Origin of the sequence: Pseudomonas sp. EA_65y_Pfl2_P78, from assembly GCF_963970495.1 — a bacterium.
Taxonomy (GTDB): domain Bacteria; phylum Pseudomonadota; class Gammaproteobacteria; order Pseudomonadales; family Pseudomonadaceae; genus Aquipseudomonas; species Aquipseudomonas baetica_A.
Genome location: NZ_CAXAON010000022.1, coordinates 22,648 through 38,678 on the forward strand (window position 1 = coordinate 22,648; position 16,031 = coordinate 38,678).

General features: G+C 60.5%; 13 protein-coding genes. 10 read left to right on the forward strand and 3 right to left on the reverse strand.

Annotated elements, in window-relative coordinates; translation table 11 throughout:
- Positions 1-143: 143 nt before the first annotated feature.
- The 3 genes from AACY02_RS17050 to rpmE all read right to left on the reverse strand — a co-directional run bounded on the left by AACY02_RS17050 (position 144) and on the right by rpmE (position 2,638).
- Entirely contained in the window at positions 144-1,412 is a 1,269-nt protein-coding gene (locus AACY02_RS17050; RefSeq protein ID WP_339432955.1) for a malic enzyme-like NAD(P)-binding protein, read from the reverse strand.
- Positions 1,413-1,595: 183 nt separating this feature from the next.
- Positions 1,596-2,396 (reverse strand): thermonuclease family protein, encoded by an 801-nt coding sequence (locus tag AACY02_RS17055; RefSeq protein WP_339432956.1) that lies wholly within the window; start codon positions 2,394-2,396, stop codon positions 1,596-1,598.
- Between the two features lie 14 nt (positions 2,397-2,410).
- On the reverse strand, positions 2,411-2,638 hold the full coding sequence (gene rpmE / locus AACY02_RS17060) for a 50S ribosomal protein L31 (protein WP_339432957.1): 228 nt from the start codon (positions 2,636-2,638) through the stop codon (positions 2,411-2,413).
- Between the two features lie 284 nt (positions 2,639-2,922).
- Here rpmE and AACY02_RS17065 point away from each other — a divergent pair, with 284 nt between their 5' ends.
- The 10 genes from AACY02_RS17065 (at position 2,923) to AACY02_RS17110 (ending at position 15,923) form a co-directional block, all read left to right on the forward strand.
- Complete coding sequence (locus AACY02_RS17065; RefSeq protein WP_339432958.1) at positions 2,923-5,142, forward strand: primosomal protein N'; 2,220 nt, start codon at positions 2,923-2,925, stop codon at positions 5,140-5,142.
- Between the two features lie 235 nt (positions 5,143-5,377).
- The gene (gene argS, locus AACY02_RS17070; protein WP_339432959.1) at positions 5,378-7,114 is read left to right on the forward strand and encodes an arginine--tRNA ligase; all 1,737 of its coding nucleotides are present in this window, start codon (positions 5,378-5,380) and stop codon (positions 7,112-7,114) included.
- A gap of 1 nt (position 7,115) precedes the next feature.
- Positions 7,116-7,820 carry an SPOR domain-containing protein gene (locus tag AACY02_RS17075; RefSeq protein WP_339432960.1) on the forward strand — a complete coding sequence of 235 codons (705 nt, stop codon included), beginning with the start codon at positions 7,116-7,118 and terminating at the stop codon, positions 7,818-7,820.
- 232 nt (positions 7,821-8,052) lie between these two features.
- The gene (hslV, locus tag AACY02_RS17080) at positions 8,053-8,589 is read left to right on the forward strand and encodes an ATP-dependent protease subunit HslV (RefSeq protein ID WP_003220875.1); all 537 of its coding nucleotides are present in this window, start codon (positions 8,053-8,055) and stop codon (positions 8,587-8,589) included.
- Between the two features lie 48 nt (positions 8,590-8,637).
- Positions 8,638-9,975 carry an ATP-dependent protease ATPase subunit HslU gene (hslU, locus tag AACY02_RS17085; protein WP_339432961.1) on the forward strand — a complete coding sequence of 446 codons (1,338 nt, stop codon included), beginning with the start codon at positions 8,638-8,640 and terminating at the stop codon, positions 9,973-9,975.
- A 153-nt stretch (positions 9,976-10,128) separates the two neighbouring features.
- On the forward strand, positions 10,129-10,506 hold the full coding sequence (locus tag AACY02_RS17090; protein WP_221731315.1) for a gamma-butyrobetaine hydroxylase-like domain-containing protein: 378 nt from the start codon (positions 10,129-10,131) through the stop codon (positions 10,504-10,506).
- A gap of 258 nt (positions 10,507-10,764) precedes the next feature.
- A complete protein-coding gene (gene phaC, locus AACY02_RS17095; protein WP_339432962.1) occupies positions 10,765-12,444 on the forward strand; it encodes a class II poly(R)-hydroxyalkanoic acid synthase in 1,680 nt (559 codons plus the stop codon).
- Positions 12,445-12,597: 153 nt separating this feature from the next.
- Complete coding sequence (gene phaZ, locus AACY02_RS17100; RefSeq protein WP_221731317.1) at positions 12,598-13,452, forward strand: poly(3-hydroxyalkanoate) depolymerase; 855 nt, start codon at positions 12,598-12,600, stop codon at positions 13,450-13,452.
- Positions 13,453-13,589: 137 nt separating this feature from the next.
- Positions 13,590-15,272: a class II poly(R)-hydroxyalkanoic acid synthase gene (gene phaC, locus AACY02_RS17105; RefSeq protein ID WP_339432963.1), complete on the forward strand. Its 1,683-nt coding sequence runs from the start codon at positions 13,590-13,592 to the stop codon at positions 15,270-15,272.
- A gap of 30 nt (positions 15,273-15,302) precedes the next feature.
- Entirely contained in the window at positions 15,303-15,923 is a 621-nt protein-coding gene (locus AACY02_RS17110) for a TetR/AcrR family transcriptional regulator (protein ID WP_339432964.1), read from the forward strand.
- Positions 15,924-16,031 lie beyond the last annotated feature (108 nt).

Sequence of the window (16,031 nt, forward strand, 5' to 3'; positions counted from 1 at the left end):
CGCCTTCTTCACAGGTAAAACCGCTCGCGCACCCACTATGCGAGCCCCCCCTGCGGCAGCGGGCTTGCGCGCGAGGAGACATCAGAAACAAAAAAGCCCCGACTCTTGCGAGTCGGGGCTTTCGCTTGAAGCGCTACAACGACTTAGCCGTTGAACACATCATCGACACTTTTCAGCGGGTAGTTCTTCGGATACGGCAGGGTTGCCACACCGGTCTCGATGGCGGCTTTGGCCACGGCATCGGAGATCAGGGTGATCAGGCGCTGGTCCATTGGCTTCGGAATGATGTACTCACGACCGAATTCCAGCGGGGCACCACCGTAGGCATCGCACACGTCCTGAGGGACTGGCAGTTTGGCCAGTTCACGCAGGGCGTTGGCAGCAGCCACTTTCATTTCTTCGTTGATGCGCTTGGCGCGAACGTCCAGGGCACCACGGAAGATGAACGGGAAACCCAGTACGTTGTTGACCTGGTTCGGGTAGTCCGAACGGCCGGTGGCCATGATCACGTCGTTACGGGTGGCGTGCGCCAGTTCCGGGGAGATTTCCGGATCCGGGTTCGAGCACGCGAACACGATCGGGTTGGCCGCCATCGACAGCAGGCCTTCCGCGCTCAGCAGGTTCGGGCCGGACAGACCAACGAACACATCAGCGCCTTTCAGAGCGTCAGCCAGGGTGCGCTTCTCGGTGGCGTGGGCGAACACGGCTTTGTACTGGTTCAGGTCGTCACGGCCGGAGTGAATCACGCCAGTACGGTCAACCATGAAGATGTTTTCGATGCTTGCGCCCATGCTCACCAGCAACTTCATGCAGGAGATGGCAGCAGCACCAGCGCCCAGGCAGACGATCTTGGCGTCAGCCAGGGTTTTGCCAGCGATTTCCAGGGCGTTGATCATGCCTGCAGCGGTCACGATTGCAGTGCCGTGCTGGTCATCGTGGAACACTGGAATGTCGCACTGCTCGATCAGAGCGCGTTCGATCTCAAAGCACTCGGGTGCCTTGATGTCTTCCAGGTTGATGCCACCGAAGGTGATGGAAATGCGCTTGACGGTGTCGATGAAGGCTTGCGGGCTTTCGGAGTCGACTTCGATGTCGAAAACGTCGATGCCAGCGAAGCGCTTGAACAGTACGCCTTTACCTTCCATTACAGGCTTGGAAGCCAATGGGCCGAGGTTGCCCAGGCCGAGAATCGCGGTGCCATCGGAAATGACTGCAACCAGGTTGCCCTTGCCGGTGTACTTGTAGGCCAGTTCAGGATCGCGAGCGATCTCACGCACTGGTTCAGCTACGCCGGGGCTGTAGGCCAGCGACAGGTCGCGGGCGGTAGCAGTGGCCTTGGTGAGCTCGACACTCAGCTTCCCCGGACGAGGATTGGCATGATATTCGAGAGCGGCAGTTTTCAGATCAGACATTTTGGCATTCCGCTTTTTTACTGTTGGACAGACTGGTCAGCGAGGATACGCGCCTCGCAAAGTCCCCACAAGACTGAGCAGTCACCCCTGTCAAGCGCCCAGCCCTACGACTTTGGGCCAAGAGCCACGGCGGGCAAGGGCTTGACTGTTCACAATCAACAGGAAAAATGTCTACAAGTTTACTCAGCGAGCGCGTTGAAACATCGACGGATCGGTCAGTGGCAGTAGCCAACGCGGCTGACCCGGTTGCAACCCACCGCGACGCGAACGATCAACCACCCAGCCACGAGCCTCGATTTGCTTGCCCTTCAGCGCTTGCAGGCGAGCGTTGTCAAATTGTCCGACCAGATTGGGTGCAACGCGCAATACAAGTGCGCCCTGCAACTCGATCCAGATTCCACCTCGATTGCGTTGCACCTTGCTCACACGACCACTGACCACCGCGAAACCCGAGCGCTGGATCTGCTCCGCTTTCAGTACAGGTGATTGCCGCCAGAGACCTCGCCCAGCCTGTCGCGCGCTGCGCTCGGCGGCTTGCTGACAGGCCACCAAATCGACATTCGGTGCTACGGCGACCTGAAAACCGAGGCCGTCGGCGAGCATTTGCGCTTCAAGATTGGCGCCGCTGACGCTATAGAGGTGGGCGAGCGTACGACCGTAATGGTCTTTCGCTTGCTTACCGGGGAGCAAACCGACACGTCCGCCACTGGCAGCCACCAACGCTTCGAGGCGTTTGCGTGCCGCCACGGCTAACGGTTCGTCGCTGCGACCCTGCCTGCCCAGTTCAGGCGTGTTGAGACCAATCATGCGTACGCTGCGCCCGTCGCTCAGGCGCAAGGTGTCGCCATCGACCACGCGCTGCACTGCCACGGTAGTCAGCCCCGAGGGCACAGGACAGAAGGCTTGCGCTGCGGACAGCCAAATCGCGGACACAAAAAAGGCGCCCGCGAGGGACGCCTTTTTCAGCAGTGAGGAACAGCCCACCGGGCTCTTCAACCTTACTCTGCAGCAGCAGGTTTCTTGCCGAAAGCACCGAAACGGTCGGCGAAGCGCTGAACGCGGCCGCCAGTGTCCAGAGTCTTTTGCTTACCGGTGTAGAACGGGTGGCATTCGTTGCAAACGTCGATCGCCAGGGCTTTGCCGAAGGTCGAACGAGTTTCGAATTTGTTGCCGCAGCTGCAGGTAACAGCGATTTCTGGGTAGTTCGGGTGGATATCAGCTTTCATGGTGTCTTCCTCAGCTAGCGTGCCGCCATCCAACACTATTGTTGAATACCGCACGTAATTAGGCCGCGGATTCTACCAGACAATGTCAATCGTGCAAGCTGTCCCTTAGACCGACCGTCTGCTAGGCTCCCGGCCTCGAACACATTCTCCTGTGGGAGCGGGCTTGCTCGCGAATGCGGCGTCTCACCCAACATTACGGTGCCTGACACACCGCATTCGCGAGCACGCCCGCTGCCACAATTGATCTGCGCTCGCCCTTCTTTTGTGTTGATAGAGACCCCCGCGTGCCCGACGCCATTCTGCGCCTCGCCCTGCCTTCACCCTTGCGCCGCCTGTTCGACTATCGAGCCCCGGCCGGCGTGCTGCGCGCCCAGTTACAACCAGGCATGCGTCTGCGGGTGCCGTTCGGCCGGCGGGAGATGATCGGGATTCTGGTCGAGGTCACTGACACCAGCGAAGTGCCGGTGGAAAAGCTCAAACCGGCACTGGCCCTGCTCGATACCACGCCGCCACTGCCACCGGCGCTGTTCAAGCTGTGCCTGTGGACGTCGCAGTATTATCAGCACAGCCTTGGCGACACTCTGAGCTGGGCGTTGCCGGTGCTGTTGCGTCAGGGCGAACTGGCCGAAGCGCGACAGGAACGCTTCTGGTCGATCACCCCCGGCGCCAGCCTCGATGATCCGCGTGTCGCACGCGCCCCGCGCCAACGTGAGGCACTGGCCACCCTGGCCCAACACCCGCACGGCGTTGCCCATCAGTTGCTGAGCAAGCTGATGCTGAGCAAGGACAGCCTCGATTTGTTGCTGGCCAAGAATCTGGTGCAAGTCGACATCCGCCGGCATGCACCCGGTGCACGCCACGAGCACTGGCTCGCGCAGCCGGAATTACCGCTCAACACTGAGCAACGCGCCGCATATGAAGCGATTCGCGCAGGCTTTGACAGTTATCACGCGTTTCTGCTGGCCGGTGTCACCGGCAGCGGCAAGACCGAAGTCTATTTGCAACTGATCCGCGAGACCCTCGAGGCCGGCAAGCAGGCGCTGGTGCTGATCCCGGAGATCAACCTCGGCCCGCAGACCCTGGCGCGGTTCGAGCAGCGCTTCAATGCGCGCATCGCCCTGCTGCACTCGGCGGTCAATGACCGCGAGCGCCTCGACGCCTGGCTTGCCGCCCGCGATGGCGAGGCCGACATTATTATCGGCACCCGTTCGGCGCTGTTCACCCCGATGAAAAACCCGGGCCTGATCATCATCGACGAGGAGCATGACGGTTCTTATAAACAGCAGGAAGGCCTGCGCTATCACGCCCGCGACCTGGCACTGGTGCGCGCGCGGCAGGAAAACATTCCGATCGTCCTGGGTTCGGCCACGCCTTCGCTGGAAAGTCTGCACAACGCCTACACCGGTCGGTACGGCCTCCTGCGACTGAATGAGCGCGCCGGCGGTGCCAAGCAACCACGCTTCCTGCGCCTGGATGTAAAAAGTCGTCCGCTGGACAGCGGCATTTCCGGCCCGATGCAGCAAGCCATCGGCCAGACGCTCGCCAACGGCCAACAGGTATTGGTGTTCCTCAACCGTCGAGGTTTTGCGCCGACGCTGCTCTGTCACGATTGCGGCTGGATGTCCGAGTGTTCGCGCTGCGACGCGCGGATGACCGTGCACCAGCGTCACGGCGAACTGCGCTGCCACCATTGCGGTTACGTCGAACGCGTGCCGCGCCAGTGCCCCAAGTGCAACAAGGTTGATCTGCGCCCGGTCGGCGCCGGTACCGAGCGTGCCGAAGAACGGCTGGCGATTCTGTTCCCCGATTACCCGGTGCTGCGCGTTGACCGCGACAGCACTTCGCGCAAGGACGCGATGAATCAGTTGTTCGCGACGATTCAGAAGGGCCAGCCGTGCATTCTGGTCGGCACGCAGATGCTGGCCAAGGGGCACCACTTTCCGCGAGTAACGCTGGTGTCGATCCTCGATGCCGACGGCGGGCTGTTCTCCGGCGACTTCCGCGCCAGCGAGCGAATGGCGCAGTTGATCGTTCAGGTTGCCGGGCGTGCCGGACGAGCGGAAGAGCCGGGCAAAGTGATCATTCAGACGCACTTGGCCGACCATCCTTTATTAGTGCAACTGACCGAGCAGGGTTACTTCGCGTTCGCCGAACAGGCGTTGAGCGAGCGCCGCGCCGCCGGCCTACCGCCGTTTTCACATCTGGCGCTGTTGCGCGCCGAAGCGCACAAGCCGGGGCAGGCCGAAGGCTTTCTCGATGAGGCATGCAGCGAGGCCGAACGTTTGTTGGCTGAGCAGAATCTGAGCGGGATCGAATTGCTCGGGCCGGTGCCGGCACCGATGGAACGGCGGGCGGGGCGCTACCGTGCGCAACTGCTTTTACAGGCGACAGCACGGGGGCCACTGCATCGGTTGCTCGCCACTTGGTTGCTGGTGCTGGAACAGATGCCGAGTGGGCGGGCGGTGCGCTGGTCGCTGGATGTCGATCCCGTGGATCTGTATTGACCTGAAGATCGCCTTCGCGAGCAGGCTCCCACATTGGACCTGCGGCGTTCATACATTATGTGTCTGGCACCGATCCCTTGCGGGAGCGGGCTTGCTCGCGAAAAGGCCCGAATTGTCACCACATATCCATAAGCTGCCTGCTAAGGTTGGCAAGCCCGTCTTCGCAACGGATAATGCCCAGTTTTTCCACCCGCGCATCGATGCGCCGCCGCGCTTGCGGTCGAAAGAGAAGACCATGAAAGACACCATTCGCCAGCTGATCCAACAAGCCCTCACCCAACTCGTCAACGAAGGTGTGTTGCCTGAAGGCCTGACGCCGGCGATCCAGGTGGAGAACGCCCGCGACAAGACCCACGGCGACTTCGCCAGCAACATCGCCATGATGCTGGCCAAGCCTGCGGGTATGAAGCCGCGCGATCTGGCGGAAAAAATCATTGCCGCACTGCCGGCCGACGAGAACGTCACCAAAGCGGAAATCGCCGGCCCCGGCTTCATCAACTTCTTCCAGAACACTCAGGCCCTGGCCAACCGCCTCGACGCTGCCCTGGCTGACGCCCATGTTGGCGTGCGCAAGGCCGGCCCGGCGCAGCGCACCGTGGTCGACCTGTCGGCACCGAATCTGGCCAAAGAGATGCACGTCGGCCACTTGCGCTCGACCATCATCGGTGACGGCGTGGCCCGTGTACTGGAATTCCTCGGCGACGAAGTGATCCGCCAGAACCACGTCGGCGACTGGGGCACCCAGTTCGGCATGCTGATGGCGTATCTGCAGGAAAACCCGATCACCAGCGATGAGCTGTCGGATCTGGAAAACTTCTACCGCGCCGCCAAGCAGCGTTTCGACGAGTCCGAAGCGTTCGCCGACCGTGCCCGTGGCCTGGTGGTCAAGCTGCAGGCCGGCGATGCCGAGTGCCTGGCGCTGTGGACCAGGTTCAAGGACATCTCGCTGTCGCACTGCCAGAAGATCTACGAACTGCTCAACGTCAAGCTGACCATGGCCGACGTGATGGGCGAAAGCGCCTACAACGACGACCTGATCAACGTTGTAAACGACCTGAAAGCCGCCGGCATGCTGGTCGAGAGTAACGGCGCCCAGTGCGTATTCCTCGACGAGTTCAAGAACGCCGACGGCGACCCGCTGCCGGTGATCATCGTCAAGGCTGACGGCGGTTACCTGTACGCCACCACTGACCTGGCAGCCGTGCGCTACCGCAGTGGCAAATTGAAGGCTGATCGCGCGCTGTACTTCGTCGACCAGCGTCAGGCCCTGCACTTCCAGCAAGTGTTCGCCGTGGCGCGCAAGGCCGGTTTCGTGACCCATCCGATGGAAATGGAGCACATGGGCTTCGGCACCATGAACGGCGCCGACGGCCGTCCGTTCAAGACCCGTGACGGCGGCACCGTGAAGCTGATCGACTTGCTCACCGAAGCGCAGGAACGTGCCTACAGCCTGGTGAAAGAGAAGAACCCGACGCTGGCCGAAGACGAGTTGCGCAATATCGCCAAAGTCGTTGGCATCGGCGCGGTGAAATACGCCGACCTGTCCAAGCACCGCACCAGCGACTACAGCTTCAACTTCGACCTGATGCTCAACTTCGAAGGCAATACCGCGCCATACCTGCTGTACGCCTACACCCGCGTGGCCGGTGTGTTCCGCAAACTGGGCAAGGACTTCAGCGAAGTCGACGGTCAGATCGTTCTCGAAGCCGAGCACGAACTTGAGCTGGCGGCGAAACTGGCGCAGTTCGGCGAAGTGCTGAATAACGTGTCCGACAAAGGCACGCCGCACATCCTCTGCACTTATCTGTACGACGTTGCCGGTCTGTTCTCCAGCTTCTACGAGAACTGCCCGATCCTCGCCGCCGAGACGCCAGCACAGATGCAGAGCCGTCTGCGTCTGGCCGCGCTGACCGGTCGCACCCTCAAGCAAGGCCTGGAGCTGTTGGGTCTGGAAACTCTGGAGCGTATGTAAGTTGGCTGCCAAGAAAAAACCTGCACCCAAGCGTGGCGCCAGCCGTTACCAAGCTCCTGCGAAGCAACCGATTCCGGGTTGGCTGTGGATGGCCATCGGCCTGACGGTCGGTGCGTTCATCGTGTTCCTGATGAAACTGGAACCGGGCAAGGGCAGCGACACGGTCAAGCGTGAGAAGGTCGAACAACAGCAGCAGAGAGCGTCGAAAATCGCCGAGGCCAACAAGACCCCGCCGAGCCCGACGCAGCCCGTGAAGCCGAAGTACGACTTCTACACCCTGCTGCCGGAATCGGAAGTGATCGTACCGCCGGACGCCGTGCCGGAGAAAACCCTGCCGACGCCACAAGTGCCGACCACGCCGGTCACCCCGGCGGAAGCGGCGAAAATCGACACGGCACGGGCTCAAGCTGCGCTGTCGGGCATTACCCCGCCGCCCGCGCCACCGGTGGCGAAAGCGGCGCCGGTGACCAAGTTCTTCCTGCAGGCCGGTTCGTTCCGTAAAGAGACCGATGCGGACAAGGTGCGCGCGCAGATCATTCTGCTGGGTCAGTCGGTGGCCGTTGAGTCCGGCACGGTGAAGGATGAAACCTGGTACCGCGTATTGGTCGGTCCGTTCAGCAACCGCGAACAACTGACCACGGCCCAGAAACAACTGGCTGGCGCTGGTTTTAGCAACCTGTTGTTACAACAACGCCAGAATCGCTGATCCCATCAGCGGTACCGCGTCATCACTCTTCGCGAGCAAGCCCGCTTCCACAGGATCTGCGCTAACCCTGTGGGAGCGGGCTTGCTCGCGAAGGCGTCATGGCTGACACCCCGTCATCCTGACACACCCTCGCCGTTCGTCCCCCTGCGCCCTCCCCGGTTGAAATCCGCTTCACCACCCCCATATGAATGGGCATAAGGCATTTTCGCCCCGCAGTGTGGAGACTCTTCCCTTGACCACCATCGTTTCAGTCCGCCGCCACGGCAAAGTCGTCATGGGCGGCGACGGCCAGGTTTCTCTCGGCAACACCGTGATGAAAGGCAACGCGAAGAAAGTCCGTCGCCTTTACCACGGCCAGGTCATCGCCGGTTTTGCCGGTGCCACCGCTGACGCCTTTACCCTCTTCGAACGCTTCGAAGGCCAGCTTGAGAAACATCAGGGCCACCTGATCCGCGCCGCCGTCGAACTCGCCAAAGAATGGCGCACCGACCGCTCCCTCAGCCGCCTCGAAGCCATGCTCGCGGTCGCCAACAAAGATGCCTCGTTGATCATCACCGGCAACGGTGACGTGGTCGAACCTGAGAATGGTCTCATCGCCATGGGTTCCGGTGGCGGTTACGCCCAGGCTGCGGCCAGCGCGCTGCTGAAAAAGACCGACCTGTCGGCCCGTGAAATCGTCGAAACCGCTTTGGGTATCGCCGCCGACATCTGTGTATTCACCAACCACACTCAGACCATTGAGGAGCAGGATCTCGCTGAAGAAGCCTGATACGGCCCCTGTGCCACGGCTTTTTTTGCTTGAGGACCGCCAATTATTATGTCCATGACTCCCCGCGAAATCGTCCACGAACTCAACCGCCACATCATCGGCCAGGACGATGCCAAGCGCGCCGTCGCGATTGCCCTGCGCAACCGCTGGCGCCGGATGCAGTTGCCTGAAGAGCTGCGTGTTGAAGTGACCCCGAAGAACATCCTGATGATCGGCCCGACCGGCGTCGGTAAAACCGAGATCGCCCGTCGCCTGGCGAAACTGGCCAACGCGCCGTTCATCAAGGTCGAAGCGACCAAATTCACCGAAGTTGGCTATGTCGGCCGTGACGTCGAATCGATCATCCGTGATCTGGCCGACGCGGCGATCAAGATGCTGCGCGAGCAGGAAATGACCCGCGTGCGCCACCGCGCTGAAGACGCTGCCGAGGACCGCATCCTCGATGCGTTGTTGCCACCGGCCCGCATGGGCCTCAGCAACGAAGAAGCGCCAAGCTCCGATTCCAACACCCGTCAGCTGTTCCGCAAGCGTCTGCGCGAAGGCCAACTGGATGACAAGGAAATCGAAATCGAAGTCGCCGAAGTGGCCGGCATCGAGATCGCCACGCCGCCAGGCATGGAAGAAATGACCAACCAGTTGCAGTCCCTGTTCGCCAACATGGGCAAGGGCAAGAAGAAGTCCCGCAAGCTCAAGGTCAAAGAAGCGCTGAAACTGGTGCGCGACGAAGAAGCCGGGCGCCTGGTCAACGAAGAAGAGTTGAAGGCCAAGGCCCTGGAAGCCGTTGAGCAGCACGGCATCGTGTTCATCGACGAGATCGATAAGGTCGCCAAGCGCGGCAATGTCGGCGGCGCCGATGTCTCCCGTGAAGGTGTGCAGCGCGACCTGCTGCCGCTGATCGAAGGCTGCACCGTCAACACCAAGCTGGGCATGGTCAAGACCGATCACATCCTGTTCATCGCCTCCGGTGCATTCCACCTGAGCAAACCGAGCGATCTGGTGCCCGAGCTGCAAGGTCGTCTGCCGATCCGCGTCGAACTCAAGGCCCTGAGCCCGGAAGATTTCGAGCGCATCCTCAGCGAACCGCATGCCTCGCTCACCGAGCAATACTGCGCGCTGCTGAAAACCGAAGGCCTGAACATCGAGTTCCAGCCCGAAGGCATCAAGCGCATCGCCGAGATCGCCTGGCAGGTCAACGAGAAAACCGAAAACATCGGTGCCCGTCGCCTGCACACGCTGCTTGAGCGTCTGCTCGAAGAGGTGTCGTTCAGTGCCGGCGATATGGCCAGCACCCATGATGAAAAGCCGATCCTGATCGACGCCGAATACGTCAACAGCCACTTGGGCGAATTGGCGCAGAACGAAGACCTGTCCCGTTATATCCTGTAAGCCATACTTACAGCGGTAGCGGACCCTGTGGGAGCGGGCTTGCTCGCGAAGAGGCCGTGCCAGTCGACATCCATGTTGACTGACACACCGCTTTCGCGAGCAAGCCCGCTCCCACATTTGAATCAGGGTCGCCCACACAACGGACGCCAGACCATGACCTCAATTCCCACCGACATCAAACTGCACAAAGCCTCGAAAACCCTGACGCTCACCTACGCGTCCGGCGAGGAGTTCACCCTGCCCGCCGAATTCCTGCGTGTGCATTCCCCCTCCGCCGAGGTCCAGGGCCACGGCAAACCCATCCTGCAATTCGGCAAGCTCAACGTTGGCTTGAGCAAGCTGGAACCGGCCGGTCACTACGCACTGAAACTGACCTTCGACGACGGTCACGACAGCGGCCTGTTCACTTGGGAATATCTCTATGAGCTGGGGCGACGTCATGACGCACTCTGGGCCGATTATCTGGCTGAGCTCAAAGCAGCCGGAAAAACCCGCGATCCGGATCAGTCGATCGTCAAGCTGATGCTCTAGTCCCAGCGTCTTGCTCTTTAGAGGGCATTTTCTAAATTCATCTGTTTGAATGCTCTGCTGCGGCGTCGAGGATCGGCCCGCTTGCGAAAAAAATTAAACTCGGGTAACCAATGGAGCTGGCAAGTTCCCTGCAGTGCTCTACGACTGTAAAGCAGCTATGCAGAATTAACGGTCACCCGAGCAGTAGTACCTGGCATTGGCTGTGGAACTGCACAGCAGAAAACCGGGTATTCGTCTCAGGACAATGGAGCGTCGTAGATGAGTAACAAGAATAACGATGACCTGAAGTATCAAGCCTCGGAAAACACTCTGGGGCTTAATCCCGTCGTTGGGCTGCGCGGAAAGGATCTGCTGGCCTCTGCTCGTATGGTGCTGAAACAGGCCATCAGACAACCGATCCATAGCGTCAAGCACGTCACCCATTTCGGTCTCGAACTGAAGAACGTGTTGTTCGGCAAATCCGAACTGCAACCGGCAGGCGATGACCGTCGTTTCGCCGATCCTGCGTGGAGCCAGAACCCGCTCTACAAACGCTACCTGCAAACTTACCTGGCGTGGCGCAAGGAACTCCACGCCTGGATCGACGACAGCAGCCTGTCACCCAAAGACGTTGCTCGCGGCCATTTCGTGATCAATCTGATGACCGAAGCGATGGCGCCGACCAACACGGCAGCCAACCCGGCGGCGGTCAAACGCTTCTTCGAGACCGGCGGCAAAAGCCTGCTCGATGGCCTCTCGCATCTGGCCAAGGATCTGGTGCACAACGGCGGCATGCCGAGCCAGGTCAACATGGGCGCATTCGAGGTCGGCAAGAGCCTGGGCGTGACCGAAGGCGCGGTGGTGTTTCGCAACGACGTGCTGGAGCTGATCCAGTACAAGCCGATCACCGAGCAAGTCCACGAGCGTCCGTTGCTCGTCGTGCCGCCGCAAATCAACAAGTTCTACGTATTCGACCTGAGCCCGGACAAGAGCCTGGCGCGTTTCTGCCTGCGCAATAACGTGCAGACGTTCATCGTCAGCTGGCGCAACCCGACCAAGGCCCAGCGTGAGTGGGGCCTGTCGACCTACATCGATGCGCTGAAAGAAGCGGTCGATGTGGTGACCGCGATCACCGGCAGCAAAGACATCAACATGCTCGGCGCCTGCTCCGGTGGCATCACCTGCACCGCCCTGCTCGGCCACTACGCAGCCCTTGGCCAGAATAAGGTCAACGCCCTGACCCTGCTGGTCAGCGTGCTCGATACCACCCTGGACAGCGACGTTGCCCTGTTCGTCGACGAGCAGACCCTGGAGACCGCCAAGCGCCACTCGTATCAGGCCGGCGTGCTCGAAGGCAAAGACATGGCCAAGGTTTTCGCGTGGATGCGCCCCAACGACCTGATCTGGAACTACTGGGTCAACAACTACCTGCTTGGCAATGAGCCGCCGGTGTTCGACATTCTGTTCTGGAACAACGACACCACAAGGTTGCCGGCCGCGTTCCACGGCGACCTGATCGAGATGTTCAAAAACAATCCACTGATCCGCCCCAATGCACTGGAAGTGTGCGGCACGCCGATCGACCTCAAGCAAGTCACCGCCGATATCTTTTCGCTGGCCGGCACCAACGACCACATTACCCCGTGGAAGTCCTGCTACAAGTCGGCGCAGTTGTTTGGTGGCAAGGTTGAATTCGTATTGTCGAGCAGCGGCCACATCCAGAGCATTCTGAACCCGCCGGGTAATCCGAAATCGCGCTACATGACCAGCGAAGGGATGGCCGCCAACGCCGATGACTGGCAAGAGAACTCGACCAAGCACACGGATTCCTGGTGGCTGTACTGGCAGGCGTGGCAGGCCGAGCGCTCGGGCAATCTGAAAAAGGCTCCAATGAAACTGGGCAACAAGGCGCATCCGGCAGGCGAAGCATCGCCGGGCACTTATGTACATGAGCGGTAATTGACACACCTCATCCCCAATGTGGGGGCGAGCCTGCTCGCGAAAGCGATCGTTCAGCCAGTATCGATATTGACTGACATGACGCCTTCGCAGGCAAGCCCGCTCCCACAAGGGTTAAGGGTGATATTGAGATCGACCCACAGGGCCTGAAGCATGCCGCAACCGTTCATATTCCGTACCGTCGATCTGGATGGCCAGACCATTCGCACGGCGGTACGCCCCGGCAAGCCTCACTTGACGCCCTTGCTGATTTTCAACGGCATCGGCGCCAACCTGGAGCTGGTGTTTCCGTTTGTCGCGGCGCTGGACCCGGATCTGGAAGTGATCGCCTTCGACGTGCCCGGTGTCGGTGGTTCCTCGACGCCGAACCGACCGTATCGCTTTCCCGGCCTGGCCAAGCTGACGTCACGGATGCTCGATTACCTCGACTATGGTCAGGTCAACGTGATCGGTGTGTCGTGGGGCGGCGCGCTCGCGCAGCAGTTCGCCTACGACTACCCCGAGCGCTGCAAGAAACTGGTGCTGGCGGCGACCGCTGCCGGTGCGGTGATGGTGCCGGGCAAACCGAAAGTGCTGTGGATGATGGCCAGCCCCCGGCGCTACATTCAGCCGTCCCATGTCATCCGTATCGCACCGTTGATCTACGGCGGTTCGTTCCGCCGTGACCCGACCCTGGCCGCCAGCCACGCAGCAAAAGTGCGTTCGGCGGGCAAGCTCGGTTACTACTGGCAACTGTTCGCCGGTCTGGGCTGGACCAGCATTCACTGGCTGCACAAGATCCACCAGCCGACGCTGGTGCTGGCCGGCGATGACGATCCACTGATCCCGTTGGTCAACATGCGCATGCTCGCCTGGCGCATTCCCAACGCGCAGTTGCACATCATCGATGACGGTCACCTGTTCCTGATTACCCGCGCCGAAGCCGTGGCGCCGATCATCATGAAATTCCTCGAGGAGGAACGTCAGCGCGCGGTGATGCACCCGCACCCGACACCGCTGGGCGGCTAACCGCTACGGCAGGCTTTATGCAGTGCCTTTTCAGAATGCGTGGCAGGACGCCCCGCAGGCAACAACCCGCAACAGCGACTATGGTGTTCTGGTTCGGTGAGTTTGTTTTTGGCCTGAAGACGAAGGAGTGTTGATACATGCGCGAAAAACCAGCAAAGGGCGTTGTACCCAGCTCCGCCGTGTTCATCAATGCACAAAGTGCGATCGCCGGGCTGCGTGGCCGAGACCTGATCTCGACCCTGCGCAGCGTGGCCGTCCATGGCTTGCGCAACCCGATCCACAGCGCGAAGCACGCGTTGAAACTCGGCGGCCAATTGGGCCGCGTGCTGCTGGGCGAAACCCTGCACCCGACCAATCCACAGGACAGCCGCTTCGCCGACCCGGCATGGAGCCTGAATCCGTTTTACCGGCGCAGTCTGCAGGCGTATCTGGCCTGGCAGAAACAGGTCAAAAGCTGGATCGACGAGAGCAACATGAGCCCGGACGATCGCGCGCGCGCGCAGTTTGCCTTCACCCTGCTCAACGACGCCGTAGCGCCGTCCAATACGTTGCTCAACCCGCTGGCGATCAAGGAGTTGTTCAACTCCGGCGGCCACAGTCTGGTGCGCGGCCTCAGTCATCTGTTTGATGATTTGCTGCACAACGACGGCCTGCCTCGACAGGTCACCAAGCAAGCATTCGAAGTCGGCAAAAGCGTCGCTACCACTACCGGTTCAGTGGTGTTTCGCAACGAGATGCTGGAGCTGATCCAGTATCGACCGATGAGCGAAAAACAGTACGCCAAGCCACTGCTGGTAGTACCGCCGCAAATCAACAAGTACTACATTTTTGACCTCAGTCCGCAAAACAGCTTCGTCCAATACGCCCTGAAAAACGGCTTGCAGACCTTCATGATCAGTTGGCGCAACCCCGATGTGCGCCACCGCGAATGGGGCCTTTCGACTTACGTTGAAGCGGTGGAAGAAGCGATGAACGTGTGCCGGGCGATCACCGGCGCCCGCGAGGTCAACCTGATGGGCGCCTGCGCCGGCGGGCTGACCATCGCCGCTCTGCAAGGGCATTTGCAGGCCAAACGGCAACTGCGGCGGGTCTCCAGCGCGACCTATCTGGTCAGCCTGCTCGACAGCCAGATCGAAACCCCGGCCACGCTATTTGCCGACGAGCAAACCCTTGAAGCCGCCAAACGCCGTTCCTATCAGAAGGGCGTGCTGGACGGTCGCGACATGTCCAAGGTTTTCGCCTGGATGCGCCCCAACGATTTGATCTGGAGCTACTTCGTCAACAACTACCTGTTGGGCAAAGAGCCGCCAGCCTTCGACATTCTTTACTGGAACAACGACAACACTCGCCTGCCCGCCGCGTTTCACGGCGACCTGCTGGACTTCTTCAAGCACAACCCGCTGACCCACCCCGGTGGTCTTGAGGTCTGCGGTACGCCGATCGATCTGCAGAAAGTCACTGTCGACAGTTTCAGCGTCGCCGGCATGAACGACCACATCACTCCATGGGATGCGGTGTATCGCTCAACCTTGCTGTTGGGGGGTGATCGACGTTTTGTGCTGTCCAACAGCGGCCATGTACAGAGCATTCTCAACCCACCGACCAACCCGAAAGCCGCCTACATCGATAACGGCAAGATGAGCAGCGATCCGCGCGCCTGGTACTACGACGGCAAACACGTCGACGGCAGTTGGTGGCCACAGTGGCTGGAATGGATTCAGCAACGCTCCGGCGCCCAGCACGAAACCCAGATGACCCTCGGCAACCCGAACTATCCACCGATGGAGGCAGCACCCGGCACTTACGTGCATGTGCGCTGACGCTTAACCGAATTTTTCTAAGAAGACTGGATGAAAACCCGCGACCGGATTCTCGAATGTGCTCTGCAACTGTTCAACGAAAAGGGCGAGCCGAACGTTTCCACCATGGAAGTTGCCAATGAAATGGGGATCAGCCCCGGCAACCTCTATTACCACTTCCACGGCAAGGAGCCACTGATACTCGGACTGTTCGAACGTTTCCAGAATGAGTTGGCGCCGCTGCTGGATCCGCCGCCGGAGGTGGAGTTGGCGCCGGAAGATTACTGGCTGTTCTTGCATCTGATCGTCGAGCGACTGGCGCAGTATCGGTTCCTGTTTCAGGACCTGTCGAACCTGGCCGGACGCCTGCCGAAACTGGCGAAGGGGATTCGTCATTTGCTCAATGCCTTGAAACGCACACTGGCATCGTTGCTGGCGCGGTTGAAGGCGGCAGGACAGTTGGTCAGCGATACGCAGGCGCTGGGGCAATTGGTGGAGCAGATCACCCTGACGCTGCTGTTTTCACTGGACTATCAGCGGATTCTTGATCGGGAGGGGGAAGTCAGATTGGTGGTTTACCAGATCATGATGCTGGTGGCGCCGCACTTGCTGCCGCCGGTGAAGGTGGCGACGGAGCGGATGGCGCTGCAATACCTGGAAGATCACGACTAATCGAAAATACCAGGAACCCTGCGGGAGTGGGCTCGCTCGCGAAGAGGCCAGTACATCCGCGACATCTTGTGTGACCGGAATGCCGCCTTCGCGAGCAAGCCCGCTCCC

What these genes read in the sequence shown, in the direction of transcription:
- phaC (WP_339432963.1), top strand. Translation starts at nt 13,590, where the DNA reads ATGCGCGAAAAACCAGCAAAGGGCGTTGTACCCAGCTCCGCCGTGTTC.
- AACY02_RS17090 (WP_221731315.1), top strand. Translation starts at nt 10,129, where the DNA reads ATGACCTCAATTCCCACCGACATCAAACTGCACAAAGCCTCGAAAACC.
- AACY02_RS17050 (WP_339432955.1), bottom strand. Translation starts at nt 1,412, where the DNA reads ATGTCTGATCTGAAAACTGCCGCTCTCGAATATCATGCCAATCCTCGT.
- argS (WP_339432959.1), top strand. Translation starts at nt 5,378, where the DNA reads ATGAAAGACACCATTCGCCAGCTGATCCAACAAGCCCTCACCCAACTC.
- hslU (WP_339432961.1), top strand. Translation starts at nt 8,638, where the DNA reads ATGTCCATGACTCCCCGCGAAATCGTCCACGAACTCAACCGCCACATC.
- AACY02_RS17110 (WP_339432964.1), top strand. Translation starts at nt 15,303, where the DNA reads ATGAAAACCCGCGACCGGATTCTCGAATGTGCTCTGCAACTGTTCAAC.
- phaC (WP_339432962.1), top strand. Translation starts at nt 10,765, where the DNA reads ATGAGTAACAAGAATAACGATGACCTGAAGTATCAAGCCTCGGAAAAC.
- phaZ (WP_221731317.1), top strand. Translation starts at nt 12,598, where the DNA reads ATGCCGCAACCGTTCATATTCCGTACCGTCGATCTGGATGGCCAGACC.
- rpmE (WP_339432957.1), bottom strand. Translation starts at nt 2,638, where the DNA reads ATGAAAGCTGATATCCACCCGAACTACCCAGAAATCGCTGTTACCTGC.